Source organism: Paenibacillus sp. BIHB 4019 (genome assembly GCF_002741035.1).
Taxonomy (GTDB): domain Bacteria; phylum Bacillota; class Bacilli; order Paenibacillales; family Paenibacillaceae; genus Pristimantibacillus.
On the sequence record NZ_CP016808.1, the window covers coordinates 4,327,972 to 4,354,119 of the forward strand.

Sequence of the window (26,148 nt, forward strand, 5' to 3'; positions counted from 1 at the left end):
CAAGTATCACTGTGTATTGCCGTGCATATGCTGTAAATAGCTGCACCAATTCAAATGGCGGCACAGGGCCAAGCCACAGCCAGAGGGAGGATCGTTGGCCATGCAGCATATCGTAACCGAAATTATTGAGCATTTATCCCATTCCAACAGCCAGATGGCACGAATGCTGGAGGCAAAGCGCCATGTCACGGTACGTATGGCCGAAATTGTGAAAAGCCTCCCCGATCATCAACCGAATTTTGGAGGCGTAGACGATCTGCTCGGGGAATCGCAATCGCTGTTCGGCAGCGTTATTGCTTATTTAAACAGCATGGCTGAGCTGCAGGAGACGCTGGCATCTCAGCTGTCTTATATGATAAAAGAGCTGAACCCGGGCGAGGAAGAATGACGGAGCGAAAAGGGGAGCGCATGTCATGGACCGAGAGCAAGCCTATATGCGCATGTTGGGCGCTACAGCCAATATGCAGTGGAACGTGGCACTAATTCTGGAAGCGAAAGCGGAGGAAGCGGAGAAGGCCCGCAACTGGATATGCAATCATGTTCATACGGGCACGTTTCCAGGCGACCGTACGCAGCTTAAGCAAACGTTAGTTGTACATGACCAGATGGTCGAGACGATTGAAGGCATTACTAAAATGAGCCAAGGCATCGTATCCGTGCTCAAAGCCGTATTGCAGAAGGATGGAGGGGAAAGCGATTCTTCGGGATCGGATTTCCACTTTGGCGGCGGCTTCGGAGGCGGGAATTGAAAGAAATGGTGCGCCGCGAGCGAGAGGTTAAATTGGAGGTGCTGGCTTCGATTGCGCGGAGCCAGCTCGCGCTTGCCCGCATTTTGAACAGCGTGGCTGATGTAGCGGAGCTGGCACCTCAAACAGCCAAGCGAATTGGTGAAAATGTACGCCTGCTGACCAATATGCAGGAGCAGCTAGCGGAAAGCGTGACGGGTTGGCCAGTGCGCAGCTACCGGGTAAAGAAGGGCAGCCCGCCCAAGCCATGGCTCCGTAACGAGCTGCGAGAAAAGCAGGTGCGGTGGCATCCGCAAGTGAACAGGAGGAATTGGAATTGAGTATAAAAAAACGCGTGTCTGTCCGCAAACGGGCAACGAAACGCTCTGCCAGCAAAGCTGTAACACGCCGCCCAAAAAGCTCGCGTAAGCGCAGGGCTACCGGAAAAAAAACAGGAAGCAGCTCATCGCTGCGCCGCCGCAGGAAGGTGCTCAGACAACGCGTGATAGAGCCGGAGACCTTTAATGAGGGCTTCAACCAGACGTATAATTCCGGCTATAATGCTGGATTTGCGAAAGGCTTTGAAGATGGGCATCAGTTGGCGTATGAGCAAACGCCGTAACCTGTACGGACCTGGTCATGCTTTACGGAAGTATGCGAACAATATATTTAAATTAGCTCTGCCCGCTTGATGGTTTATTCCGCCATCAGCAGGTTAGAGCTTTTTTGGAATATTGGCCTGAGGACAAGCTGTATTCCTATCCATATAGGGCATAAATCTTGGCGGAAAAAGCAGGTTAAACGCCAATTTTTGCGATGCAGGGATAAGTGCCGCTTAGCTGGTCTGTTTTTTGACATATACATATGGGAAGCGTGTTGTGCAGCGATTGAAATCGAAGCAAGGCGGTGCAGCAAATGGTGGCCAGAAAAAATAATTCCCGCAAGCAAGTACGGCAAAGTGGGTATGAAACCGGCTTTCATACCGGCTGGCGAGACGGCGCTTGCGAAGCGGTAAGCGGACTGTTGCCTCAGCCGGAGCTGACGCCTGTTCCAATGCGAATGCTCTATATTCCGCAAGGATTTGAGGCCATTGACACGGGCCTTATTGAGGCGCTGCAAGCGAGTGTAACCGAGCTTCATGTCGGAAGCGCAGAACAGCTTGCCGAGCAAGCGGCAGCAATTTCCCCCGACATCGTGCTTGTGATGAACGGCCTGCATACTTTTCCAGACAATCATCTGCAGCAGATCGGCGAGGTTAAGCAGCGAGGCATCCGGACAGCGGTATGGTTCGTAGATGATCCTTATATGACGGAGAAGACGGTTATAGCAGCGCCGCATTATGATGTCGTGCTGACGCATGAGCTTGGGACAGTTGAGCTGTATCGCAGCATTGGCTGCACCAATGTACATTATTTGCCTCTGGCGGTGCATGCCGGCTTGTATCGGCCGCAGCGAACGGATTCAGCTTTTGCCAGCGATGTTTGCTTTATTGGGCAAGGATTTTGGAACCGAATCGGGCTTCTTGATGCCATTAGCGAGCGTTTGCTGGCAAAGAGGCGCAAAATCTTTTTGTCCGGGGGGCTATGGGAGCGTTTAGCGGCCTATAAGAGGCTGCAGCCATTTATTCATACCGACTGGTTAAGTGCTGAACAGACGATCCCTTATTATAACAGTGCCAAAATCGTCATTAATATTCATCGAACGACGGAGGTAGGCTCAGACAATTTTAATGCTTTACAAAGCCCGGGGCGCTCAATCAATCCGCGAACGTTTGAGATTGCCGCTTGCGGCGCTTTTCAACTAACGGATATTCGTGAAGACTTGCCGTATTATTACACGCCTGGACAGGAAATTGAGACCTTTCAAGATGCTGAGGAGCTCGCGGCAAAAATTGATTTTTATTTGGAAAATGAGGAAGCCCGCAGCCGGATCGCAGTTAATGGTCTGCGCCGCACGCTGAGGGACCATACATTCCGATCACGTACCGTGCAGTTATTACAGCTTTTTATGAGGGAGGGAGAGCCGAATGGCTAAACGATCGGCTTTGCGGCAAAGGCAGGTCCCGCCTACTGAAGTGGAACTAGGAAGAGCTGCAGGCTACCATGCAGGCTGGGGGGACGGTTATTGGATTGGCCAATGCGAATCAGTAATAAGCCGTATCCCTCCAGTAGTAGGAGTATGGCCTGTACATGTCATGTACGTGTCCACAGGAAAGGGATTTCCTTATTCGCCGCTTGATGAAGCGGTAGCCGCTACATTATCGGGAATGGTCGCTCAGCTAACTGTCGTGAAGACGGGGGAGCCAGTAGCAGAAATCGCCGCGCAAGTTCGTCCGGACTATGTTATTGTGCTGGATGGGCTGCAGTTTGATATAGCGCAAATTGATGCCATGCGCGCTTTAGGCATTCGCACAGCTATCTGGTTTACAGATGACCCTTATTACGCGGATATCACGACAACGCTTGCCCCGCATTATGATACCGTGTTTACGCTTGATCGAAATTGTGTAGCGCTTTATCAGGAACGCGGTTGTGCCAATGTGCATTATTTGCCGTTCTGCGTCATGCCTGCCCAATTCAGGCCGATGAACCCGCAGCGCAGCAAACGCAAGGAGATCAGCTTCATCGGCTCGGGCTATTTGAACAGAGTTCAATATTTTAACGAGGCGGCTTCCTATCTGGCCACCAAAGATACTCTCATATCGGGGATATGGTGGGATCGGCTGGAAAATTTCGATAGGCTGCGATCTAAAATCAATCTTGGAGAATGGATGACCCCGCAGGATACGGCGCTTGCTTATAATGCGTCCAAAATCGTCATCAATATGCACCGTGCTTATGATGATGCCTTATTTAACAGCAATAGTCTAGGAATAATGGCGTCATCGCCAAATCCGCGCACGTTTGAAATTTCAGCCTGTGCTGTACTCCAGCTAACGGATGTGCGGGAAGATTTGGCCTCTTTCTACACGCCGGGTTTGGAAATTGTAACGTATGAATCTCCGCAGGAAATGGTGGAAAAGCTGGACTATTATTTAAATCATGAAAATGAACGCAAGGAAATTGCCATTCGCGGCATGCATCGCACGCTGAGCGAGCATACTTATGCCCATAGGCTGCATGCGATGCTGTCCATTTTATTTTCATAATGAAACTTGGGGCATGCTGCTTTGGCTGCGGCTGCTTAAATAGACCACCGCATAATAACGCCAGATTGCGTAAGTCCGCCTCCAAAACCATATAACAGCAGCAGATGACCGGGCTTCACTCTGCCGTCTTTGACGGCTGCATCCAGCGCAAGCGGAATGGAAGCGGCAGAGGTGTTGCCATAATGCTCAATGCTGGACAGCGCCTGCTGCTCTTCAAAACCGATACGTTCGCATAAAGCATCTATAATTCGCTGATTGGCATTGTGCGGAACGAACCAGTCAATCGTCTGAGCGGTGTGGCCGCTGCCGTCCAGCAGCTCTTGAACGCCTGTTGCTACGCGGCTCAATGCCCAGCGATACACTTCCCGGCCATTTTGGACGAGCATCGTATTTTGGGAAAGCTCGAAGCTGCCGATGTGTGGCGCCAGGCTGCTGCGGTATACGTGATGCCCCTGCTCACCATCGGTGCTCGCATTTGAAGCGAGTATGTTGCCAGCAGGCAGTGTGGAAGCAGCGGCAGACGCACTGCTTAAATCGGCTCCCGTCTCCAGCGTTTCAACGAGCATGGCACCGGCGCCATCGCCGAATAAAATGCAGGTCGTCCGGTCTGTATAGTCGGTAGCGCGCGAAAGGGTTTCGGTGCCAATTATTAAAATTTTGCGGCATAGCTTGGAGAGCAGCAGGCCATTGGCCATTTGCAGGGCAGACGTGAAGCCGGCGCAAGCGGCTTGCAAATCAGCGTTTCCGCAGCCCTTCATGCCGAACGAGGCTTGCACTCGTGAAGCTACACTGGGGACGAAAGCATCCGGTGTGGAAGTTGCAACGATGATGTAGTCGACATCATGAACGGATTTATTATATCTGTGGATTAAATCGCGAACAGCTTCAATGGCCAAATCGCTGGCATATTGCTGTTCTCCAGCTATTCGGCGCTCGCGGATGCCTGTACGTTGAAAAATCCATTCATCCGAAGTATCTACAAGCTTTTCTAAATCTGGATTGCTTAAAATGCGATCAGGTACATAAGTGCCGATAGCCGTTACTGCTGCATGGGATTGTACGAGAGTGGAAATGGTCATGAAAAACAACTCCTTCACAATTTAGTACCAGATGCTAATACCTGATAATAAATTACTCCTCTCCATACATTTTGTCAAGTCCATTTGGTGCATAGTCTGAATCGCGAACGCTCATCCTAATAGCGGGTCATGAGGCCTGTAAACAACAACAAGGGAGGAATACGGCACATGCGTAAAACGAATTTTCTTGCTGTCTTGTCCGCAGGCGCCCTGCTTAGCGCCATGTTGACTGGCTGTGCAGCCAATCAAGGGGATTTGGGAAATAAGAACATTCGCACCAAAATGGTAAGGGAAGATGCAAATGGAAACAGAATATTAAACGATCGTTTCGCAAACGATCATATGAATGAGAAAAACTACGTGAATGGCAAAAGCATCCGGGGCAATAACATTGTAGGTAGTCATAAAAATTATAAAATGGAAATGAGCGAAGAAATTGCGAAACGTATTGCCAATAAGCATAACGTAAAATCCGCAAACGTTTTGCTGACCGATAACAATGCTTATGTGGCGGTATCCTTTGAGGATAATCTCAAAAATGGCGATAAAAAGCTGATGAGCCGCACCAACTCCAGCTATATGGGCCGTGACGGCTCGAATTACCAACGCCGCATGAATACGATGAGCACAGGGGAAAATGCGCTTACCCACCAAATTAAAGCCGAAATTGCCAAGGAAGTCAGAAAGGTGAAGCCAGGTGTAGACAATGTCTACGTATCGGCTAACCCCGATTTTGTCGGCCGTATGACGAGCTACATGACGGATGTTCGCAACGGTCATCCGATCCAAGGCTTCCTAGTCGAATTCAACGCAATGGCTGAGCGCTTGTTCCCGGCCAACGCTAACAAAATCGAAACGCGCGGTTATGATGGCGACATGAACTACCGCAGCATGACCGACCGTACAGACCGCGATAATTATACAAATGCCCACAGAAGCAGCCCGATGATTTACGACTAACGTTTAGTGAAAAATAGGGCATGATGCATTCAGCGTGACGCGCGCGAAAGCATTAATTATAATAGAAAGCAGCCGGCGAATCAGAGCCGGCTGCTTTCGTTTGCGTTTAACTTAAATGTCTATTGGGCTGCATTATTATTTGTTATAATTATTTTGATTTTTAGGAGGTGCCTGCTTTGACCCTTTCCATGCGTTTACGTTAATTTGAGGTGCATATGTCATAGTCAAAATGATTGAAGGAGACTATAATCATGCAGCTTAAATGGCAAAAAACGTTCGCGATTATTTTTAGTGGACAAATCTTTTCTATATTGACAAGTTCAATGGTGCAGTTTTCGGTGATTTGGCATTTGACGCAAACGTCGGGGTCCGCTTCGGTTTTAATGATAGCGGGATTGGCAGGATTTTTGCCACAGGCTGTTTTAGGCTCCTTTATTGGGGTATGGCTGGACCGTTGGAACCGTAAACTGACGATGATTATAGCCGATAGTGCGATCGCCTTTTTTAGTTTGGTTTTAGGCGTGTATTTCTTTTTTGGAGAACCGAGCTTAGCGTTTGTCTATGTAATATTAATGGTTCGTTCTGCCGCTTCTGCATTCCATGGGCCATCCTTTCAAGCGGCCATTCCATTATTGGCGCCTGCTGATCAATTGACACGTGTGGCGGGCTGGCAGCAGATGGTGTATTCCTTTTCCAGTATAATCGGGCCGGCGCTTGGCATTGCTGTTTATTCAGCAACCTCGCTGGGAGCGGTGCTATTGCTTGATGTGGCTGGTGCGCTTATTGCAAATGTCATGTTATTGTTTATTAAAATTCATCAGCCAAAGCCGGAGGCGACACAAGCCCCCTCCTTTATCAAAGAGTTTAAGCTGGGCTGGGATGCTTTCATTCAAGTAAAGCCCGTAATTGTGATTACGTTGGCTACTGCTATTTTCTCCACCGTGTTTATGCCTTTGGCGACTTTGTTTCCTTATATGACGTTGTCTCATTTCGGGCGTGGGGGCTACAGTGCAAGCATCGTTGAAGCGATTTTTGGCATTGGCATGATTGCGGGTGGCGTGCTGCTGTCGGTAGTCGCTTCAAAATGGAAGGACATTACCTATATGAGCCTGAGCTTGGCTGTAATTGGCCTGACCTGTTTGCTTAGCGGTGTGTTCAACAAGGAGGCGTTCATACTGTTCGTCATTGTGTCGTTCTTTATGGGAGCGGCAGCGCCCTTCTTCCATGGGCCATATATGGCGATGATCCAAAGGGCATTTGACCCTTCGATGCTGGGACGTGTGATTTCTCTCGTCACAAGCGTAATGATGTTCTCTTCGCCAATTGGGCTGGCATTAGCAGGACCTGTTGTCGATAAGTATGGCGTGCAGGCATGGTTTTTCTGGTCGGGGCTTGTTATTATTTTGACCTCAGCTGTCCTATTTGCCTTGTTCCAGCGCATGCGGGTGGAGCAGCCTGCGGTTTTGGAGGGGGAGTAAAATGGAGTAGAGGTTGCTTTAATGTAGGGCGGCCTCTACTCCATTTTTATTCTTCTTATATTATTTTAATTGAATGCTTAGTCTAACGATTAATTTTTGCATCACTAATGTGGTACAATTTCAAGCACACAAACATGAAATGTAAAGCAAAACTTAAACTTTTAGAAAATGGGCTATTGATGTGAAAGGCGATTCACGTGTCTAAAGCCGAAAGAGATAAGTGAAGTTCTAACTTGTTCATATCTACAATAAAACCATAGGCCTTCAGAATATCTAAACCAAGCAAACCTTTATGTGAATTAGGAAGCATTCCTACATCAATCTCAATATGCTCGATTTGAAGAGTATCAATCTGAATATAATCCAGCACTTTAGTATAGAAAGGCATCGTTCCGCCGATTCCATAAGCTTCGTAAACAGTGTCTCCATTTTCATAAGTAACCCCGATATCTTCCAGTACGTCAGGGCTAAATATAGTATGTGAGGATCCCGTATCAATAATGATATCTGTCAGTTGCAGTGTTTTTCCACGATAACTAATGGTTAGTGTCGCTGTTAATAGTTGTCCATCATAAGCCATCTTCATGATTAGCGTCTCACTCTCATCAGAGGATCTTTACGCAAATGTATGATGCATTCCTCATTAAAGGTGTGATAAACAAGGTTGCCTGGCTCAACATTGAAAAATTCTCTGTTGGCATCTTTCTCAGGGACCATGCGAATAGGAGCTACATCTGTAATTATTTTTTTATCTTCCTCTTCTCGATAGTTAAGAATGGTGAGTAATACAAATTGATCGGGAAACAATTCTCTGACTTCTTGCCATTTCATTGCAAATCCCCCCAGTAAAAATCTTAAATATGACTCTATTTTATCATAATATAAATTCAATTAAGAGAGAGCAGATTTCTCTTATACCTAGAATAGCGAATGAAAGGGGAAGAGACTGCTGATTTAGATCGGAATGATCCCTCCTTTTTTGAGGACTGAGGTTCCGCTATTGTGTCTATTGTTAAGATTTCAGATAGAAAGCGGACATGAAATCCGCTATTGCCCTCATTATCCTATCAATATGGCTTTTGTCAGCGTATTAGCGGCTCCTGAGTCCGTAACACGTGCCATACCCGTGGTTTTGTTGAAATAGCGGCTGCCGTGTCCAACAATTCTATCTTTGTGCAAGGAGCAAGCACGTGGAACGATGCAAATTGATTATTGTTAAAGCAGGCAACGATGAAGGAGAAAGCGCAAGTACCGACGCTCGGGCAGCCTCGGTATTTGCGCTTTTTTTTGCATTATAAAAATTTCACAAGCCCGATTCTAAAGCTTATTGCAGGTAGGATGCGAATTCAGGGTAATGAACGTATTTCAAGCTTGAGGCGTTGCTTACAGCACCTGCAAACTGGGTTGTGAAGGTTTTTACGTCGTTTCCTGACGCAGTATACGCTTTCATTATTGGATAGCTGTATTTGGAGGCGGGATTGAAGGTCGTCACCGTGCCGGCTGGAGTTGGCAGGGCATAAGGCGTCGCAACCGGCGCATTTTCACCTTTATTTGTATAGGAGCCAACATCTTTGATGGTTGCATTTGCATCAATCGTAATTTCCGTATCCCAATAGCCGCTGGATGCTTTCTTGAAATTATGGAAGCGGTTGGCATCCGAATATACGTGTGCGCCCGAGCCGCCGATAATGGCTGCATAGCCGGCGTCATCCGTGCTCGGCAGCGTCCGCTGAATCAAATTGTTTAATACATGCATTCGGCCATTGCCCGATTGCGGCGTTCTGCGAACGGTCGAATTAAAGTTGTTGAGCATAACTGTCGCATTATTTTTGTTCCATGCGGTTACTGTGCCGAAAGCGACTGTCCAATAACGGTTAGAAAGCTTGTTGTAGGATATGGTGACATAATCCGGATCGGTGTTGGAATAAACGCTCGTATTGACCCAAATAAATTTTCCGACCTCGCCAACATCAATGCCCAGAGAGGAGGTAAAGGTGTTATGGTCAATCCATACGTTGCGCGACCCGTAGATGGCGACAGTCACAACATCTCTCCTGTTTTTGATTTCAAAGTTGATGTTTTTAATGATGACATTGTTGCTGACGCCCTCTGCCTTAAAATAGTCATCGGTGCGCAGACGCGCATCTGTCAGCCTGTTGGCCGCAAAGGATCCTATAATCGTCTTATCGGAGGCGATCCGTAAATCGTAAACCTCCGAGTTGGCATTGTCTATATTGCTGGAAATGACGATTGTCAGCGGCTTTATATCGAGCAAAGCGGTTTTCAGCTCGGCAAGCGTATGGACGAAAACCGTTTTTCCCAGCAAGCCGCCGATCGTTCCGGTTTTATTGGCCCCGTTCAAATCCTTGGCGAATCCGGCAAAGCCGACAAGGCCGTCTGAGACGAGCTTCCACTTGTGGGTAGTGCTGCCAGCATAGGTGCCTATCATCGTTTTATTTGTCGATAGATTAAGGATAAGTGCCTTCGTGCTGTCAGCTTTGTTTAAGACATGATAGGAAATATAGTCGCCATTAACATCGGTATCGTTGCCAACTATTTTCCACAATTGCTCGTTTCTGTTCGAGTCTGCATAAAGCACGGCCGCTGTTCCATCTGCCAAGGACCAATTAAGCGGAGAGAGCAGCAGGCCTGTTTTTTCATTAATGAGCTTGAAGTATTCTCCGTCCGCGGTTTCAAATCGCCATCTTTCGTTGCTTTCTCCATTCGTAGGCCATACGTTCACTTCAGAATTGCTGCTGTAGCCAAGAATGTTCAAGTTCCAGCCTTTGTTGACATTTTCCAGTCTCATCGCTTGATAGGGGTAGGAGCTGGCATCAGCAGCCTCGGCTTTTGGAATAGAAGCAGTGAATGACCATGCACTCAAAATTAGAGCGAAGCAAAGGGTGATGCTGGCGAAACGAAAGGATTTGGACATGTTCAACAGTTACGCCTCCTTGTTCTGGGTTTATGGAAAACGATCTAGGCTGTAAACTAGCTGTTGTCAATTGCCTCGCTGCAGTCTCTGCTGATCCAGAGCTTGTACCACCTCCTTATAATGAAAAGAAACCCAAAGGGCCTGGGTAATATATGTATTTTCTATAGAATCAGCTTTGCTTCATTATAAAACAACCATTTTTATGAAGTATAGGCGCTAATCTGCACTCTTTTTCCAAAATTGAACTTACTTGTTTTAGGAGGGCGGATTTGGTTGGAAGAGAACGGATGTCATGCCTGAAAGCTTCAGAATCAAAAATAAAGACAGCATAGCGCACTATGCTGCCTCGCGAAATACCATAAATGGTAACAACCTATTAGCAAATGGCTTTTGCCAAAGCAATAAAGAAGGGAGAGCCGTGAATTAAATCTGCAGCTCCCCGAGCTTGATTAGCTCGACAACCGCTTGCGAACGACCTTTAACGTTTAATTTTTGCATCACATTAGAGATATGGTTGCGGACGGTCTTCTCGCTAATGAACAGCTGTTGCGCAATATCTCGTGTTGTTTTGTCTTGGACTAGAAGCTCGAATACCTCGCGCTCACGATGTGTCAGTAAAAACTTGCTCTTATGGTCGCTACCTTTCACCTTTTCAGTCACCCCTCCTTGCTTGGGTTTTTATGGTTTAACAAGGTTAAGGGATACAGTCAAAATATAGTATGAATGACGGGTACCAATGGTGCTGTTGGCGGAGAAAATGGGCGCAAGCGGCGAATTTTATGGTATGATAGATGAAAATTTAACCAATTGACGCCGGAGCCCCTGCTGTATATGCTCGCGGTGTTATTCAGGCATGGGAGGAACGAATGAGTAAAATCTTTTTATTTTTCTTCTTGACTTGGCTCACGGGAAATCCGTTTATTGCGATTATCGTGCTGCTGCTTATTTTGTATGCGCTGGATCGCCGATTTGTCGGCTTGACGCCTAGCTTTGTGCGTCCTTTGCGAAGATCGAGCCAGCTCAGAAAGCTGAGACGCCATGTCGATATGGCTCCCAATGATGTGTCCTCCAAACAGGAAATCGCGAGAATTTTAATCGAGAAGAAAAAATATAACGAAGCGCTAGCCTGGCTTTCTCCTATGGAGCATACGCTGGAGGATTCCGCCGAATATTGGGATGACCTTGGCCTTTGCCTGCTGCAAACGGGACAGACGGAGCGCGGCGAAGCGGCCATTAAACGGGCGCTAACTTTAAACGAGCGGGTGAAATACGGCGCGCCGTATTTGCGTTTGGCTGCGTTGCATGCAGGCAAAGATGCATCTCAGGCTATTTCCTATATTGAAGCGTTTCAACGCATTCAATCGTCCTCCTGCGAGGCTTACGAGCGCCTTGCGGGCATATACAAGACGATGGGCAAGGAGCAGGATGCGAAAAACGCAATGGAGGAAGGCTTGCGCATTTATCGAACGCTGCCCAAATATAAAAAACGCGGCGAGCGAAAGTGGGCTCTTCGCTTGTGGTTCAGAAGATGGAGCAAGTTATGGCAAAGATTGCAATGCGGCGTTTAAAAAACGTTTATTGTCGTTTGCCTAAAAATCGTACATAATCTAATTAATAGCGTACACGATAGAGGAGCAATACATGCAGCGGAATATATGGTTTATGGCGATTTCAGTTATTGTGGTCATTATTTTATTGAACAACACAGCTTATTATTTTTTAACGAAAGAATCATTGGAAGATGCATTAAATCGGGAAGTTGCCGCCGTGGCCAGACAGATTGAGTTTTCAGTGGAGCAATCGCGGCTAGGGGCGGAGCGTTATCAGGATTTAATCGGCGACGAGCTTCGGGTCGTATCGATTGCTGCCCAATATGCCCTTGATCCCGACGTCGATAAAGTAACGAACGAGCAATTGGTGGAGCTGAGCGCGAAGCTTGGCGTCAACCACATTACGCTGCTTAAACGCGTGAAGGATGATATATTATTGTATAAATCGTCCGATAAAACGCAGCTAGGCAAAAGCACGAAATCTTGGGATCCTTGGTTTATCGTGTTTAACCAGCTGTTTGATCAGCGAAATGTGGAAATCGACTGGCTTGGCAAATCGCTGCCCAACTTTTGGAGCGGTCCATTCGAGGTGGCTTCTACCGATCCAGGCAGCATTTATAAATGGGGCTATTATTTTGACGGGACGACGAATTACATTACCGATCCTTATGTCAGCTATACGAAGCTGGCGGAATACGAGGAGCTGACAGGTGTAGATTCGTTGATTAAGAAGACGATTGCAAGCAACAAAGCGCTTCTGGAAGTTACGGTGCTTAATCCGGAGACGTTTGCGAAAGGCCCTTTTGAGACGGTTCACCCGAACGGCGATGTGCAGGAGCATATTTTGCAGCAGCCGATTTTGTACGGGAGCTATAATTATGTTGCGGACAGCGACGTAGCTAATGTGTCGAAGGCCTTCAACACGAAGCAAAATGTAACCGTCGATGAGGTAGTGGGCGGCAAGCATGTTTTCAAAATGTTCATTCCCGTCTTTACCGAGGACAAAGGGCTGAATATTGTGGATGAGAACGGCGTGCCAATGGACAGCTATGTGCTGACGCTGGTATCTGATTATCAGGTTATTCGTGACCAAATGTCTACGCAGCTGCTGAATATTGCCATCATTATTGTCCTTGTAACGGCGCTTAGCCTAGTGACGGCGGGCGTGGTGATGAACTATTACCGCCGTTCGCGTGATAATGCCGTGCAGGTCACTCAGCAAACGTACGTCGATGAAATCAATCAGATGTTTCAATCGATTCGGGCGCAGCGCCATGATTTTCTCAACCATGTGCAGACGATCCATTCGCTTGCAGAATTGAACAAGCATGAGGAGCTCATTGCATATACGAAGGAGCTGACGGGCGAAATTCGGCAGATGAACGATATTATTAATATTGGCAATCCGGCGATTGCCGCGCTCATTCGCTCGAAAACTTCGCAGGCGGAAAGCTACCGAATTATGTTTGAATGTACTTTTACGAGCTTTGACAAGCTGGAAATGGGCGTCAAGACGCTTGATTTAAACCGTATTCTCGGCAATCTCATTGACAATGCCTTCGATGAGACGATGAGATATCCGGAGAGCATGCGAGTAGTTGAGCTGCAAGGCTTGCAGAGAAACGGCTTTCTTGAATTTACGATTACGAATACATGCGAGGATGCTGAGAAGGTGGCGGCCATGCCGCTTTTCCAGGCGGGCTACTCCACGAAGGGTGATCAGGATCACCAAGGTCTGGGCTTGTCCATCGTGAAATCTATTGTAGACAAGTATAAAGGCACGATTGACATTTATGCGGATGGACCTGACCGTCTGACCTTTTTTATTACGATTCCTCATAAAATTTAATCGTTTTGCCCTACAGCAGCTCCTGCTTTTCTTATGAAAGCCGGGAGCTGCTTTTTTTATGGATAAGCCGATCTTGTGATTATTTAGTGCATAGCGAGGGAAATAATAGCATAGAAAAATAAAGGCTTGAAAATACATAGACATCTATGTATAATCGCAATATGATAAAACATAACGCGTTGTCATTAGTTGCTAAAATTCGAGACAAAGCTAATAAGCTGATTGTAAGCGAGCTGGAAGCGAAGCAAATTACGGGAATAGTACCATCGCACGGCGATATTCTCATGTTTCTTTATCGGGAGAAGCAGCCGCTGTCTGTCAGGGCATTATCGGAGAAAATCCATCGCACACAGCCGACGACGACTGTACTCATCAACAAGCTGGAGAAGCTTGGGTATGTAGAACGGACAAAGGACGACAGGGACAGCCGAGTTTCGCTGATCGTTTTAACCGAGAGGGGCCTAGGGCTGGAACCGATTTTTCTAGCTATTTCCCAGCAGGTCAATGACGTGATTTACGGCGGCTTAAGTGAAGAGCAGAGCTTGCAGCTAGAGCAGCTGCTGGAGCAAGTACACAGCCGGTTTTAAAAAATCCAACGATTATTTAGGAGGCATTTTTCTATGAAACATCTTATCGTATTTGCCCATCCGAACGAAGATAGCTACAACCGTGCCATTTTGGACACAGCGGTACAAAGCTTGAAAGCTGAAGGCCATGAAGTAACGGTGCGTGACCTGTATGCGCTGAAATTTCAGCCGGTGCTGACTCCGGAAGACACAGCAGCCATGCGTGCTGGCCAGACGCCAGAGGATATTTTGACAGAGCAGAAATATGTGACTGAAGCAGATGCGATTACTTTTATCTATCCGATTTGGTGGACGGGTCTTCCAGCCATTATGAAAGGCTATGTTGATCGCGTATTTGCTTACGGTTACGCTTATGCGTACGGAGAAACCGGCATTGACAAGCTGCTTACCGGCAAAAAAGGCTTTATCATTAACACGCACGGCACGCCAAGTGAAATTTACGATCAAATCGGCATGACTGCCGGCATGAAAATGACTTCAGATACGGGCATTTTTGATTTTGTCGGCATAAAGTCCGTTGGACATCTGTTCTTCGGCGGCATTGGCTATATCGGCGAAGCGGAGCTGAAAGCGAACCTGCAGCAGGTAGCGCAGACGGTTAAGACAGTATTTCAGGCTTAATGAATGGTAGCAAGTATTAGTTATTCGCCTCTGGCACGACTGCTAATTAAGCAGCTCGGCTAGAGGCTTTTTTTCTAGGCTCCATCTGGCAGTGATAAGTACAGAAATGAGGAGGAACCTGCACACCGAAAGGCAGCTTCGTGCATGGGCTTTTCATGGACACAGTGGCCGCCTCTTCCTGTCAGCGCAGCAGACTTCTCGGAAAGTCGTCTTCTCATGTGTTATAATGGAAAGAATGTTACTTGAGCGGAAGGAAGCGGGTGAACAAAGCTTTGACTAGAAATGACGGTCAGCTATTGAAGCTGTTAGAAGGCAATATCAGGGAGCATATGCAGCAGGTTATTGTCGAGTGCGGCTGGGAATATTTTCGTAAAGGCTATGTTCGAAAAGTGGAGGTGCATGATCAGCATTTGCTGACAGGCGTCGTTGCAGGGTCGGAGCTGTATGCGGTAAGCATTGATGTGATGGATTTTGCATATAGCAGATGTACGTGTCCGTATGGCGGGTTCTGCAAGCATATGTCCGCCGTATTTTTTGCTTTTTGCGATCAAAATCAGGCGCTTCATGGCACTCCGGAGTCTGCGTATCGGCGCCTGACCGGGCTTCAGCCGGAGCCTGCGCCGCGGGCGGCTGTCGTTGTGGAGCAGCGGGGGAGAGCAACCTCTACCCCGGGCATGGAGGCGTCTCCTGCAGATTGGCAGGAGTGGATGGAGCAGGAGTACGGCGAATCATGGCGCGTATGCCGCCACTCGCTGCACTCCTTGCAGCCTGTTCTGTCTGCCCTCAAAGGCACGTCCAAAGACTGGGATAAAAAAAAGCAGCGCCTGCACTGGATGAATGTCATTTTATTCGTGCTGGATCAGGCGGAGCTGGCGATTAAAGCGGTAGATTCTTTCAGCCGCTATTATCACGAAATGTCGTTCGTCCGTATGGCTGAGCCATGGCTGGAGCATTATTATACGCTCGTACTGGAGCTGTCTCCTGCCGAAATGCTGGAGGATGAGCGTGAATGGGCCGATGCGGTTGTGGGATATGCCTATAACCGGGCTCTGCGCAAGGAGCAGCAGCTGTTCGACTGGCCTTATATTTATTTGGCGCTGTGCGGGAAGATGTCGGAAAACCGGGACTGGCAGCAGCGTGAGCTGGCTTCGATGCTCGCATCGGCAGGCGAGCATACGGAGAACGCTGACGAGCAAGTAAACGACACGTTTATTCATACGGCGATTGCGATGATGTATTTTTTCGATGGGCAGGATGAGGAAGCTTTGGCCCATTTCGTGAAAACGGATTTTAGAGGCTCGCAAAAAATGGTATATACATGCGCAGCCCAGCGGTTGGAAGCAGGCGACTGGGAGCCGTTTGAGGCGTGGATGACCTATCTTTACAAGCAAATTTATGCGATTCGGAGCGGAAGGACAGTGGGACCGTTTCTAACCTTGTGCCGCCGCGCGGATACGGATCAACCGGATAATTTGAAATGGACGTCCTACATGACGTCGCTTTTGCCGCATTCTTATTCGGAGCTTACGGAGCATTGGTTTGCGCAGAAAAAATACGAGGAATGGGCGGAGCTGCAAATGCTGATTGGCGCCCAGCCCGATGATTTGCCGATTCAGGATGTGCGCGAGGTGTCGAAGGTGAACCCGCGCGTCATGATGCCGCTCTATCATCAGGCCATCGACAATTGGATCAGCTCGCGCAATCGCCAAGGCTACCGAATGGCGGTGAAGCAGCTCAAGAAGCTGGAGCGTATTTATAAAGCCGAGAAGGAAATGGACAGATGGCAGGTTTATATTACGGGCGTCAGCCGTAAATACCAGCGGCTGCGCGCGTTCCAAGAGGAGCTGTGGAAAGGAAAAATTGTGACATGAGAGCATCTATTGGCACTGGAATTTTAACGATGGACGCCTGCTGGATGAAAGCGGAGAGCGGCGAATACCGGATTGCTCTGTTTGCTAGCGACCAGCAGGAGTCGGCGATACGTCTGCGTTCCGTGCTATTCGCTTGGCACAAAGCATCCTGGTACGGCACGGAGGTGGAGGATGCCCAGCATGGCGATCGCAAAGCTTTGCTGCTGTCGCCGCTGCTGGCGGTCGATTATTTGTCGCAGCCCAAGCATGCTCGGCTGCTTCAGGTAGAGTGGACGGAGCGAGCCCAGCGTCTGAGAGAGCTGGCTTCCCTGATCCGGGAGGCGCTGCTGCAAGGCTGGTTTATGCCGGATTGGAGCGGCTGGTCGGAGGAGCAGCGGGCGTGGAAGCTGAATGTGCCGGAAACAAAGGCAGGCGGCGAGGCAAATACGCTGTGGGAACGGCTTATTCAGGAAGCCGGGCATGCGGGAGATGTTGATGTGCAGCGCTGGCTAAGCCTGGCGGTAGAAGAGGTTTTGCAGCAGCCGGATAGCTTGGCTGCGGATGCGTGGCAGAAGGTCGGCACAGCTGCTGGCGGCGAAATCGTCGTTTTGCGCAAAGCAGCCGAGGAGGAAGATTGGCTGATTGCGCTTGGGCTGCGTAAAGATTCGCTGCCGTTTAAGGTGGCTTTGCAGCTCGTGGAGCCGGGCGAGCAGCCGGAATGGACGCTGCGGCCAGCTTTGCAAAGCCGCAGCGGCGGTGCTTGGCTGCCGCTAGTACGCGGCGCTGCCGGAGCATGGGCGCTGGCTGCAGACAGCGAGCCTGATTCTTCGCCTTCGTGGAAGGCGGGGACGGAAGGTTTAGTGCCTGCTGAGGCTGAGGCGAGTCTGCCCGAAGAGTGGCTGCCCCTGCTGCCTGCGAAGCTTGCGAAAGAAGAAGCGAAATGGGTTAGCGCATTGCCGGGTTGGCAGGATCCGGCAGCAGCCGGTCAAATCAAGCTGCGGCTGTCGGACAATGAAGCATGGAGCTTCATGGAATCGGCAAGCTTGACGCTGCTTGACGCGGGCTGTCCCGTGCTGCTGCCAAGCTGGTGGGAAGCCGTTAGATCACGCAAGCTGCGGCTAAAGGCGAAGGTCAAATCATCAGTTGGCTCGGATGCGCAGCCGATGTTCGGACTTGACCAAATCGTGCAATTCGATTGGAAAATGGCGCTCGGCAATGTCGATCTGTCGGAAGCGGAGTTTATGCGCCTCGCAGAGGAAAACCGGCGCCTGATGAAAATTGGCGGCGAATGGGTGCATTTAGATCCGCAGGATGTGGCGCAAATCCGCAGCTGGGTTTCGAAAATGGGCAAGAAAAGCGGTCTGTCCTTCCGCGATATTATGGAAATGCACTTGATGGGCGGAGCTGTACTGGAGGAAGAGGAGGAGCAGGTCCATGACCTGCGGGCCGAAGTAGAGCTCAATGAGCATCTGTCCAGATGGCTGGAACAGCTTCAGCATACGTCAGAAATTCCGCTTATCGACAAGCCGGAAGGTTTCCTTGGCGAGCTTCGTCCTTACCAGCTGCAAGGGGTTTCGTGGCTGTTGTTTTTGCGGAGATTCGGCTTTGGCGGCTGCCTTGCAGACGATATGGGTCTCGGAAAGACGATTCAGTTCATGGCTTATCTCGTTTATGTGAAGGAGCAGCGCGAGCAGCAGCATGAGCTCGGGGCTTCCTTGGCATTAGCTCACGCGCCTTCGCTGCTTGTATGCCCGACTTCGGTAATCGGCAACTGGGAGAAGGAGCTGGAGAAATTTGCTCCGCAGCTTAAGGTTCATCTTCACTATGGCCCGAAGCGGGAGAAGGGGGAAGCGTTCGAGGAGGCTGTACGTGACATGGATCTGGTCATTACCTCGTATTCGCTGGCCCAATTGGATGAAGAGGATTTAGGCGAAGTATCTTGGGATGCATTATGTTTGGATGAGGCGCAAAATATAAAAAACATTTACACAAAGCAGTCGGCAGCCATTCGCAAGCTGCCTGCAAGGCACCGGGTAGCGCTGACGGGCACACCGATGGAAAATCGGCTGACCGAGCTGTGGTCCATCTATGATTTTATTAATCCAGGTTATTTGGGCGGGGTTAATGAGTTCCGCAAGGAAGTTGTCGCTCCAATCGAACGGACGCGGGATGAGAAGATGATTGCAGGCTTGCAGCGCTGGGTGAAGCCGTTTATGCTTCGCCGCATTAAGAAGGACCCGGCTATCCAGCTGTCGTTGCCGGAGAAGTTTGAAGGCAAGACGTATATTTCGCTCACGGCAGAGCAAGGCGCGATGTATGAAAATATTGTCTCGGATCTGCTGGAGAAGCTTGATACGCTAGGAGCGATGCAGCGGCGCGGTCTTATTCTGGCTTCCTTGACCCGGCTTAAGCAGCTTTGCAATCATCCCGGCCTGATGGAAGGGGATAACGGCGGAGCGAAGCAGTGGGAGGAAGATCGTTCGAACAAGGTCGCCCGCCTGATGGACATGGTGGAGGAGGTTGCTGCCGAAGGGGAGCGCTGCCTGATTTTTACCCAGTTCGTCGAGATGGGCCATCAGCTCAAGAAGCTGCTGGAAGAGCGGCTGGGCACGAGCGTTCCTTATTTGCATGGCGGAGTGCCCAAAATAAAGCGTGACGAGATGATTCAAGGCTTTCAAAATCCCGAGCAGCCATGCAGCGCTTTCGTCCTATCGCTTAAGGCAGGCGGCACGGGACTCAATCTTACAGCGGCCAATCATGTATTTCACTTTGACCGCTGGTGGAATCCGGCTGTGGAAAATCAAGCGACTGACCGCGCCTTCCGAATTGGACAGACGCGCGAGGTGCAAGTTCATAAGTTTATTACGCTAGGCACGCTTGAGGAGAAAATCGATGAAATGATTGAACGCAAGCAGTCGCTGAATGACCAAGTGGTTGGCCAGTCTGAGCAGTGGATAACCGAGCTGTCTACAGATGAGCTGAAGGAACTGTTTGAGCTGCGGAAAAACTGGCTGAAAGGATGAGTGCCAGATGGCGGAAGAGAAGCTGAGAGACCAGCTAACGAAAGTAATGGCCGAGCGCCGCAAGCGCAGCGGCGAAGGAGCAGCCGAGGCCGAAGTAGGCCAGGCGCAGGCTCACGTGCTGGGTGTGACATCTAGCGAAGCAGGGAGCACAGCTTCAATTGCAGCAGGAGACGATGCTCCTGACGAAGCACGAAACGAAGCGTCAAGGGCTGAGGAGCATGGGGCGCTTAATTTTATACCGTCTTCGACTGATCAGTTGACCGCGCTTCCTGAGGCTGTTTCAGCAGAACAATCGAATGAAGAATGGAAAGCTTTCTATGAAGCGGTCAGCACTTATGTAGCGAAAATGCGCGACTGAGCTTAGGGCTGCTAAGCGAAAAAAATGGAAGAAAGGACGGGGTTTATTCCGTCCTTTCTTCCATTTCGTGTATGGAGCAGCCTAGATGAATACGCTAGGGCAACAATATCCAGCAGCTGCGGACCCGACTTGGCTTGGGTTAGTTTAATATCGCTAAGCTTAAGCTTAGATAAGAGCTAGCTTAGTGTTAGTCAGACAGCTCATCAAGCGTCATGCCAAGGCTAGGCGCCATATGGGCGAGAAACCATTCGACCTCGGGCATGCTAAGCGTAGCCAGCGCTTGCTCGGTTTGTCCCCGCGCCACGAGAAATTCGCGATTGCCTGCTGATAGTTCATAGAGGCATTTCAAGTAAGCGTCGAGCAAATCAGCGGCTTTCACCATCGCTTGAAGCGTCTGCTCCTCGGGAGAAAGGCTGCCGTGGTGCTTGCCGAGCAGCGGGCCGTAGGTTTTCTGCATAGGCTCAGGAACCATCGCGAGCAGCCGCTCAGCGGCGAGGGCTTCAAGCTCGCGAAAGCTGGCGAGCATTTTAGGATTATGATGCTTGACGGGGGTAGGGATGTCGCCAGTAAACACCTCCGTAGCATCATGAAACAAAGCGAGCGTCACCGCGCGATCAGCATTAAATTGTTTGGCAAAAAGCGAATTGCCGATTTCGCAAAGCATATGCACGAGCAGGGCAACGCGGAAGGAGTGCTCAGCGACGTTTTCCTTTGTCGTATTGCGCATGAGGCTCCAGCGCTCAATATAGTTCAGGCGGTACATATAAGCAAAAAAATGACTGTCCATGAGATGCTGACTCCTTTGTGCGATAAAATAGATATGAAAGCAAAAGACGATTGCTGTTCTATGCTATTATAAAGGCTAAACGCAAGGGCAGCTAGGAAGCACCTGCATCTTGATTTTATTTTTATTGAAAATATGGCTTATATACACTTCTAGAGCCTAGCAAAAGAGGGATGGCTTACGAAAGCGTTTGGACTAGCTTTTAACCGTTATTTTGAGCAATGGATGTTCGTTATTATTCCCGTATCGCTGATTGTTGGATTTATATTTGCCGATAGGCTCAGCAGCATGGTGGCGGCCGTGCCTTATTTGTTCGCTTATGTGACGCTGACGATGGCGCTTGGCTGCGGTCTGAAGGAACTTGGAGCGGTCTTGAAAAAGCCAGGCGTGCTTGCCTGGACGTTTCTGCTCGCCCATGTGCTCTGTCCGATTATCGCGTATGGCCTTGGAACGCTGCTGTTCGGTGCCTCATCGCCTTATGTGGTGGGGCTCGTGCTATTTACTATTATTCCGCTTGGCGTGTCTACGGTTCTATGGGTCGGCATGTCAGGCGGCAGCGTACCGCTCATGCTCGCGATGGTCGTGATCGATTCGGCATTATGCCCATTTGTCGTGCCGGCAGGGCTCCATTTATTTTTCCAAACGGCAGTAGAGGTGGAGAGCGCGCCGCTGATGCTGGACCTGCTGCTCATCATTGTGCAGCCAACGCTGCTTGGCGTGCTGCTCCATCAATTGAGCCGCGGACGGCTGCTGGAGCAGGTTAAGCCTGTCGCAGCACCTCTTTCAAAGCTGTGCTTTGTGGCGGTAGTCGCGCTGAATGCAGCGGCAATTGCCCCGTATACCGAGCAGCTTAAGGGCGACCTGTTCAAGCTGCTGCCGCTCGTTGTGGTGCTCGTCTCGCTATGCTACGCTGTCGGCTTTATCGGAACGATGCGTGCAGCAAGCAAAGAGGTGCAAATTACAGTATCGTTTGCGACAGGCATGCGCAACATTTCCTTGGGCATGGTGCTGGCGCTCGGCTATTTCAGCCCGCTGGCTGCTGTGCCGGTTGTTCTGTCTATTATGGTGCAGCAGCCGCTGGCGACGCTCCATCATTTTATTTTGCAAAAGATACAAAAAAGGAGAGAACATTTAAAGAAATCAATGATTATACGTTAAGGAGGTTTATCATAAGTATGTGACTAGCGAAAATGACACAAGAACGAGGCTGTCAGTTTGGTAAAACGGTTGATAACTTGCTTAATGTAATGCTCATAGGATAATGAGTTTCCAAGCCTAAGGTGATTTTGAGACCTTGGCTTTTTTTAAAATTCATGGCCTAACAAAAAAGCGCTTGCATAAAAATGATTTCATGTGTTATAACCAATTTAGAACAAAATCTAATCGTTTAACATAAAGGAGTGACGGTTTGTCGACTATTAGCATTAAAGACATCGCTGCCAAAGCCCAAGTTTCAACCGCCACAGTCTCTTATGTCATAAATGGCACGCGAAATGTCAGCCGAAAGACGCGCGAAAGGGTCGAGCAGGTCATTGAGGAGATGAACTACAAGCCTAACAATGCGGCTCAGAGCTTAAAGCGCAAGCGGACGAATACGATTGGAGTCATTGCAGAGGATGTGACGGTGTTTAATGTGCCGGAAATAATCGACGGCATCAACGACTGTGCAGATCGCCTCGACATGCATATATTGCTGACCAACCTGCGGCTGGATAAACGGATAGGCCGCCAGTTCGACCAGGTGGACGCTTACCGCAAATATGCGGAGGATGCCGTGTCCGAGCTGCTTGGCAAGCAAGTGGACGGCATGATTTATATCGGCGCGCATCCCCGCGATTTGACGGGACTGTTCGATACGGAAGGCAAGCCCATCGTCTATACGTATTGCTACACGCAAAACGATGTGTCCATCCAGTACGACGACGAGCAAGCTTCTTTTGAAGCCATCAGCTATTTGACCAGCAAGGGCCACTCCCGAATTGCAATCATCAGCGGGGCGGTGGATTCCATGCCCTCGCGGCTGCGATTGGGCGGTTTCTATAAAGCGATTACGGCATTCGAGCTGCCATTCAATCCACAGTGGATTAAAATGGGCGACTGGGAGGCGGAATCCGGCTACCGGCTGGCGAAAGAGCTGCTGGAGACACCCGAGCCGCCTACGGCTATTGTGGCCATGAATGATGTTATGGCTGTCGGCGTCATGCGGGCCGCGAAGGAGCTGGGTTTCCAAATTCCTGGGCAGCTGTCGATTATCGGCTTTGACAACCGCGAATTTAGCGAATATGTAAGTCCAAGTATTACAACGATGGATCTTCCGCTTCATGAAATGGGATATAAGGCCATGGAGGCGCTGTCGCATATCCTGCAAGGAGAGAAAGTCGAAACGGGCGAGAAGCCGGTCTGCAAGCTGATTGAACGGGATTCGGTAGCCGAGCTTGCCACATAAATAGGTACCCTGATTATTAAAAATGAGTATGACAATAACGGATGGTTGCCCACTCCATGATGCAATACGGAAGTATATGGTGAAAAACGGTACCATCCGTTACTTTTCAATATAAATCTAAACGTTTAACATTTGACTGTAAGCGCTTACCAATGTGCAGCTATAATCCGCAAGGATTAAGCATAAAAAACGTTCACGGGGGATGATGGAATGCAAAAAGGGAGATTGGGTATAACCGCAAGCATTTTAGCAGTCACAATGCTGATGGCGGCTTGCAGCAGCGGAAATGGGAATGGAGGGGCCTCGCCGGCAAACAGCGGAACAACTGAGCCGACAGCAGCAGCTTCCGCAGAGACGGCGGCGCCTTCAGCGGACCCGGTCAAGCTGACGCTGTGGACGTTCGTCCAGCAGCATGCAGACTTCTATACGTTTATGGCGGATGAGTGGAACAAAAATAATCCAGAACAGCAAATCGCGCTGGACGCTCAAACGATCCCTTATGATGACATGCATACACGTCTGCTGCTAGCTCTTCAATCGAATGAAGGGGCACCGGATTTAGTCGATATCGAGCAAAGCAAATTCCCGAATTTTATGAAGGGCCAGGTTCAGCTTGCGGAGCTCAATGATATCGTTGAACCGGAAATTCCGAATATCGTTAAATCCCGCGTCGATATTTACAGCAAAGACGGCAAGTATTATGGCGTAGATATGCACGTCGGCGCAACGGTCATGTATTACAACAAGGAGCTGATGGATAAGGCAGGCGTCAACCCGGATGATATCAAGCTGTGGTCCGATGTTGAGAAATACGGGAAGACGGTAGTGGAAAAAACAGGCGTGCCGTTCATCACGTTTGAAGGCGCGGGCAACTGGTCATGGTGGCCGGCCATCAATCAGCTGAAATCCGATCAGGTGGGCCCGAACGGCGAAATTACCGTTGATGATCCGCGCAATATCGAAGCGATGACCTTCTTTAAAAAGCTGGTAGATGAAAAAATCGCAGCTGTCGCACCAGGAGTTGGACATGATACGCCAGAGTACAAAGCCTTTATGAATGGCGGCGGAGCAGCATCGGTATTTATGCCATTTTGGTTTATGAACCGTTTCACGGATGAAATGCCTGATTTGAAAGGCAAAATGATCATTCGTCCAATGCCGGCATGGGAAGAAGGCGGCAATCGTTCAGCAGGCATGGGCGGAACCGGCTTGTCGATTACTGTTCAGACGAAAAATCTGGAGCTGTCCAAAAAATTCCTTGCTTATGCGAAGCTGTCCAAAGACGGCAACATTCAAGTATGGAAGCAGCTTGGCATGGACCCAATCCGTACCGAAGTATGGAGCGATCCAGCAATGGCGGAGCCGAATAAATTTACCGACTACTTCGGCACAGATATTTTCAAAACATTGACTGAAATCAAGGATGAAATTTATCCGGTTAACATTCGCGAGACGTCGCCCGTTGTGTTCGACGCGGTACGCAATGAAGTTATCCCTAAAATATTCCAATTCAATGAAGATCCAGCGACCGTAATTGCAGAAGTCGCAGCTAAGCTTCGCAAGGATACAGGGAAATAGTCAAATAATCAATTAAGCACAGATTAAAGAGCAATTCGAGAGGGACACAGGTTTAAGCAAGACGCCTGCGCTCGCATGGCTGCCAGTGCTCTAGCCGAGGCTGCAACTTAAGCCCGGCTTGCTCAGGCAGCCAGCGCAAGCGCTGCGACTAGAAAGAAAACGTTAACTATGAGAGACTGCTACGAAATAAAGTACCGCTAATTTTCTCGCAGCTCCTAAGTATGCGCAAGTCGGAGGTGAAATCAGCATGAATGCCAACACGGGCAGGCTCGCCCTTAAGAAGCAAAAAACAGCGCCCAGGCGCATGAATTCGCAGAAGCTTGCTCCCTATTTGTTTATTTTGCCGTTTATCGTCTCGTTTCTGCTGTTTTTCTCATACCCGCTCATTCATGCGGTCATTATGAGCTTTCAGCAGGTGCTGCCAGGCGATGTGAAATTTATTGGTTTAGCCAATTACCGCAAATTGTGGAACAGCGACTTCTATCAGGCTTTATGGAACAATTCGCGTTATGTGTTTTGGACGCTGCTTGTGCTCATTCCGCTGCCGCTCACGCTTGCGGCACTGCTGAACTCCAGCATTATGCGGGCGAAAAACTTTTTCAGAGCCAGCTTGTTTATACCGGCTTTGACCTCCATCGTGGTCGCGGGCATTATTTTTCGGCTTATTTTTAGCGAGCTGGATGGGGCCATTATGAATTCCTTCATTTCGCTGTTCGGCCTTTCCAGTCAAAAATGGCTGCTTAGCCCCTCGCTTAGCATGTTCGCGCTAGTCGTGCTCGCCACTTGGCGTTGGGCAGGCATTAATATGCTGTATTTTCTGTCAGCGCTGCAGGGCATTCCGCGCGAGCTGTATGAATCGGCGGACATGGACGGTGCGGGCACGCTGAGCAAGTTTTTCAAAATTACGATTCCGCTCCTAAAGCCGATCACCATTTATGTGTTCACGATTACCATTTATGGCGGCTATGCGATGTTTACCGAAAGCTTTATGCTGTGGGGGAGCCGGGGGTCACCGCAAAATATTGGCCTGACGATGGTCGGTTACATTTATCAACAAGGCTTTCAGTACTTTGATCTGGGCTTTGGTTCAACGATTGGGATTACGCTGCTGGGCATCACTTTGGTCGTTAGCGTCATCCAGCTGAATTTGCTCGGATTTTTCAAAAAGGAGGATTAG

Annotated in this window: 25 protein-coding genes; 19 read left to right on the forward strand and 6 right to left on the reverse strand. The window is 49.2% G+C overall.

Annotated elements, in window-relative coordinates; all coding sequences use genetic code 11:
• Nucleotides 1–100: 100 nt before the first annotated feature.
• From BBD42_RS18770 to BBD42_RS18795, 6 genes are all read left to right on the forward strand, one after another.
• The gene (locus tag BBD42_RS18770) at nt 101–388 is read left to right on the forward strand and encodes a nucleoside-diphosphate sugar epimerase (protein WP_099519405.1); all 288 of its coding nucleotides are present in this window, start codon (nt 101–103) and stop codon (nt 386–388) included.
• A gap of 25 nt (nt 389–413) precedes the next feature.
• Entirely contained in the window at nt 414–749 is a 336-nt protein-coding gene (locus BBD42_RS18775; protein ID WP_099519406.1) for an alpha-helical endospore appendage domain-containing protein, read from the forward strand.
• Nucleotides 746–1,066 (forward strand): hypothetical protein, encoded by a 321-nt coding sequence (locus tag BBD42_RS18780; RefSeq protein ID WP_099519407.1) that lies wholly within the window; start codon nt 746–748, stop codon nt 1,064–1,066. The genes BBD42_RS18775 and BBD42_RS18780 overlap by 4 nt, the downstream gene beginning before the upstream one ends.
• Entirely contained in the window at nt 1,063–1,347 is a 285-nt protein-coding gene (locus BBD42_RS18785) for a hypothetical protein (protein WP_099519408.1), read from the forward strand. The genes BBD42_RS18780 and BBD42_RS18785 overlap by 4 nt, the downstream gene beginning before the upstream one ends.
• Nucleotides 1,348–1,640: 293 nt before the next feature.
• Complete coding sequence (locus BBD42_RS18790; protein ID WP_099519409.1) at nt 1,641–2,759, forward strand: CgeB family protein; 1,119 nt, start codon at nt 1,641–1,643, stop codon at nt 2,757–2,759.
• On the forward strand, nt 2,752–3,873 hold the full coding sequence (locus BBD42_RS18795) for a CgeB family protein (protein ID WP_099519410.1): 1,122 nt from the start codon (nt 2,752–2,754) through the stop codon (nt 3,871–3,873). The genes BBD42_RS18790 and BBD42_RS18795 overlap by 8 nt, the downstream gene beginning before the upstream one ends.
• A 35-nt stretch (nt 3,874–3,908) precedes the next feature.
• Here BBD42_RS18795 and BBD42_RS18800 read toward each other — a convergent pair whose 3' ends face one another.
• Nucleotides 3,909–4,952, reverse strand: coding sequence for a ketoacyl-ACP synthase III (locus BBD42_RS18800; protein ID WP_099519411.1), 1,044 nt, complete (start codon nt 4,950–4,952; stop codon nt 3,909–3,911).
• Nucleotides 4,953–5,120: 168 nt separating this feature from the next.
• Here BBD42_RS18800 and BBD42_RS18805 point away from each other — a divergent pair, with 168 nt between their 5' ends.
• Together BBD42_RS18805 and BBD42_RS18810 are read left to right on the forward strand one after the other, a co-directional pair.
• The gene (locus tag BBD42_RS18805) at nt 5,121–5,912 is read left to right on the forward strand and encodes a YhcN/YlaJ family sporulation lipoprotein (RefSeq protein WP_172455554.1); all 792 of its coding nucleotides are present in this window, start codon (nt 5,121–5,123) and stop codon (nt 5,910–5,912) included.
• A 251-nt stretch (nt 5,913–6,163) separates the two neighbouring features.
• Nucleotides 6,164–7,390 carry an MFS transporter gene (locus tag BBD42_RS18810; RefSeq protein WP_099519413.1) on the forward strand — a complete coding sequence of 409 codons (1,227 nt, stop codon included), beginning with the start codon at nt 6,164–6,166 and terminating at the stop codon, nt 7,388–7,390.
• Between the two features lie 193 nt (nt 7,391–7,583).
• Here the strand turns inward: BBD42_RS18810 and BBD42_RS18815 are convergent, their stop codons facing one another.
• The 4 genes from BBD42_RS18815 to BBD42_RS18830 all read right to left on the reverse strand — a co-directional run bounded on the left by BBD42_RS18815 (nt 7,584) and on the right by BBD42_RS18830 (nt 10,973).
• A complete protein-coding gene (locus BBD42_RS18815) occupies nt 7,584–7,976 on the reverse strand; it encodes a retropepsin-like aspartic protease (protein WP_099519414.1) in 393 nt (130 codons plus the stop codon).
• 2 nt (nt 7,977–7,978) lie between these two features.
• Nucleotides 7,979–8,221, reverse strand: coding sequence for a hypothetical protein (locus BBD42_RS18820; RefSeq protein ID WP_099519415.1), 243 nt, complete (start codon nt 8,219–8,221; stop codon nt 7,979–7,981).
• A 493-nt stretch (nt 8,222–8,714) separates the two neighbouring features.
• Entirely contained in the window at nt 8,715–10,325 is a 1,611-nt protein-coding gene (locus BBD42_RS18825) for an RICIN domain-containing protein (protein WP_099521684.1), read from the reverse strand.
• Between the two features lie 423 nt (nt 10,326–10,748).
• Nucleotides 10,749–10,973 carry a helix-turn-helix domain-containing protein gene (locus BBD42_RS18830; RefSeq protein ID WP_006040330.1) on the reverse strand — a complete coding sequence of 75 codons (225 nt, stop codon included), beginning with the start codon at nt 10,971–10,973 and terminating at the stop codon, nt 10,749–10,751.
• 218 nt (nt 10,974–11,191) lie between these two features.
• Here BBD42_RS18830 and BBD42_RS18835 point away from each other — a divergent pair, with 218 nt between their 5' ends.
• The 7 genes from BBD42_RS18835 (at nt 11,192) to BBD42_RS18865 (ending at nt 20,163) form a co-directional block, all read left to right on the forward strand.
• The gene (locus BBD42_RS18835; protein WP_099519416.1) at nt 11,192–11,893 is read left to right on the forward strand and encodes a tetratricopeptide repeat protein; all 702 of its coding nucleotides are present in this window, start codon (nt 11,192–11,194) and stop codon (nt 11,891–11,893) included.
• 73 nt (nt 11,894–11,966) lie between these two features.
• Nucleotides 11,967–13,724 (forward strand): sensor histidine kinase, encoded by a 1,758-nt coding sequence (locus tag BBD42_RS18840; protein ID WP_056030269.1) that lies wholly within the window; start codon nt 11,967–11,969, stop codon nt 13,722–13,724.
• Nucleotides 13,725–13,885: 161 nt separating this feature from the next.
• On the forward strand, nt 13,886–14,311 hold the full coding sequence (locus BBD42_RS18845) for a MarR family winged helix-turn-helix transcriptional regulator (protein ID WP_099521685.1): 426 nt from the start codon (nt 13,886–13,888) through the stop codon (nt 14,309–14,311).
• A gap of 33 nt (nt 14,312–14,344) precedes the next feature.
• Nucleotides 14,345–14,932 carry an NAD(P)H-dependent oxidoreductase gene (locus BBD42_RS18850; RefSeq protein WP_099519417.1) on the forward strand — a complete coding sequence of 196 codons (588 nt, stop codon included), beginning with the start codon at nt 14,345–14,347 and terminating at the stop codon, nt 14,930–14,932.
• Nucleotides 14,933–15,192: 260 nt separating this feature from the next.
• On the forward strand, nt 15,193–16,803 hold the full coding sequence (locus tag BBD42_RS18855) for an SWIM zinc finger family protein (protein ID WP_099519418.1): 1,611 nt from the start codon (nt 15,193–15,195) through the stop codon (nt 16,801–16,803).
• The gene (locus BBD42_RS18860) at nt 16,800–19,805 is read left to right on the forward strand and encodes a DEAD/DEAH box helicase (protein WP_237163148.1); all 3,006 of its coding nucleotides are present in this window, start codon (nt 16,800–16,802) and stop codon (nt 19,803–19,805) included. The genes BBD42_RS18855 and BBD42_RS18860 overlap by 4 nt, the downstream gene beginning before the upstream one ends.
• A 7-nt stretch (nt 19,806–19,812) precedes the next feature.
• Entirely contained in the window at nt 19,813–20,163 is a 351-nt protein-coding gene (locus BBD42_RS18865; RefSeq protein ID WP_099519419.1) for a hypothetical protein, read from the forward strand.
• Nucleotides 20,164–20,350: 187 nt separating this feature from the next.
• Here BBD42_RS18865 and yfbR read toward each other — a convergent pair whose 3' ends face one another.
• On the reverse strand, nt 20,351–20,950 hold the full coding sequence (gene yfbR, locus BBD42_RS18870; protein ID WP_099519420.1) for a 5'-deoxynucleotidase: 600 nt from the start codon (nt 20,948–20,950) through the stop codon (nt 20,351–20,353).
• A gap of 222 nt (nt 20,951–21,172) precedes the next feature.
• Here yfbR and BBD42_RS18875 point away from each other — a divergent pair, with 222 nt between their 5' ends.
• From BBD42_RS18875 to BBD42_RS18890, 4 genes are all read left to right on the forward strand, one after another.
• Nucleotides 21,173–22,105, forward strand: a complete 933-nt coding sequence (locus tag BBD42_RS18875; protein WP_099519421.1) for a bile acid:sodium symporter family protein — start codon at nt 21,173–21,175, stop codon at nt 22,103–22,105.
• 250 nt (nt 22,106–22,355) lie between these two features.
• Nucleotides 22,356–23,393 (forward strand): LacI family DNA-binding transcriptional regulator, encoded by a 1,038-nt coding sequence (locus BBD42_RS18880; protein ID WP_099519422.1) that lies wholly within the window; start codon nt 22,356–22,358, stop codon nt 23,391–23,393.
• Nucleotides 23,394–23,603: 210 nt separating this feature from the next.
• Nucleotides 23,604–24,971 (forward strand): ABC transporter substrate-binding protein, encoded by a 1,368-nt coding sequence (locus BBD42_RS18885; RefSeq protein ID WP_099519423.1) that lies wholly within the window; start codon nt 23,604–23,606, stop codon nt 24,969–24,971.
• A gap of 247 nt (nt 24,972–25,218) precedes the next feature.
• Nucleotides 25,219–26,148 carry a carbohydrate ABC transporter permease gene (locus BBD42_RS18890; RefSeq protein ID WP_056030242.1) on the forward strand — a complete coding sequence of 310 codons (930 nt, stop codon included), beginning with the start codon at nt 25,219–25,221 and terminating at the stop codon, nt 26,146–26,148.

Bases quoted from the DNA above. Each gene is read 5' to 3' on its own strand.
- BBD42_RS18815 (WP_099519414.1), bottom strand. From the start codon at position 7,976: ATGAAGATGGCTTATGATGGACAACTATTAACAGCGACACTAACCATT.
- BBD42_RS18800 (WP_099519411.1), bottom strand. From the start codon at position 4,952: ATGACCATTTCCACTCTCGTACAATCCCATGCAGCAGTAACGGCTATC.
- BBD42_RS18845 (WP_099521685.1), top strand. From the start codon at position 13,886: ATGATAAAACATAACGCGTTGTCATTAGTTGCTAAAATTCGAGACAAA.
- BBD42_RS18790 (WP_099519409.1), top strand. From the start codon at position 1,641: ATGGTGGCCAGAAAAAATAATTCCCGCAAGCAAGTACGGCAAAGTGGG.
- BBD42_RS18795 (WP_099519410.1), top strand. From the start codon at position 2,752: ATGGCTAAACGATCGGCTTTGCGGCAAAGGCAGGTCCCGCCTACTGAA.
- BBD42_RS18885 (WP_099519423.1), top strand. From the start codon at position 23,604: ATGCAAAAAGGGAGATTGGGTATAACCGCAAGCATTTTAGCAGTCACA.
- BBD42_RS18865 (WP_099519419.1), top strand. From the start codon at position 19,813: ATGGCGGAAGAGAAGCTGAGAGACCAGCTAACGAAAGTAATGGCCGAG.
- BBD42_RS18840 (WP_056030269.1), top strand. From the start codon at position 11,967: ATGCAGCGGAATATATGGTTTATGGCGATTTCAGTTATTGTGGTCATT.
- BBD42_RS18770 (WP_099519405.1), top strand. From the start codon at position 101: ATGCAGCATATCGTAACCGAAATTATTGAGCATTTATCCCATTCCAAC.
- BBD42_RS18775 (WP_099519406.1), top strand. From the start codon at position 414: ATGGACCGAGAGCAAGCCTATATGCGCATGTTGGGCGCTACAGCCAAT.
- yfbR (WP_099519420.1), bottom strand. From the start codon at position 20,950: ATGGACAGTCATTTTTTTGCTTATATGTACCGCCTGAACTATATTGAG.
- BBD42_RS18825 (WP_099521684.1), bottom strand. From the start codon at position 10,325: ATGTCCAAATCCTTTCGTTTCGCCAGCATCACCCTTTGCTTCGCTCTA.
- BBD42_RS18875 (WP_099519421.1), top strand. From the start codon at position 21,173: ATGTTCGTTATTATTCCCGTATCGCTGATTGTTGGATTTATATTTGCC.
- BBD42_RS18850 (WP_099519417.1), top strand. From the start codon at position 14,345: ATGAAACATCTTATCGTATTTGCCCATCCGAACGAAGATAGCTACAAC.
- BBD42_RS18805 (WP_172455554.1), top strand. From the start codon at position 5,121: ATGCGTAAAACGAATTTTCTTGCTGTCTTGTCCGCAGGCGCCCTGCTT.
- BBD42_RS18810 (WP_099519413.1), top strand. From the start codon at position 6,164: ATGCAGCTTAAATGGCAAAAAACGTTCGCGATTATTTTTAGTGGACAA.
- BBD42_RS18890 (WP_056030242.1), top strand. From the start codon at position 25,219: ATGAATGCCAACACGGGCAGGCTCGCCCTTAAGAAGCAAAAAACAGCG.
- BBD42_RS18860 (WP_237163148.1), top strand. From the start codon at position 16,800: ATGAGAGCATCTATTGGCACTGGAATTTTAACGATGGACGCCTGCTGG.
- BBD42_RS18835 (WP_099519416.1), top strand. From the start codon at position 11,192: ATGAGTAAAATCTTTTTATTTTTCTTCTTGACTTGGCTCACGGGAAAT.
- BBD42_RS18820 (WP_099519415.1), bottom strand. From the start codon at position 8,221: ATGAAATGGCAAGAAGTCAGAGAATTGTTTCCCGATCAATTTGTATTA.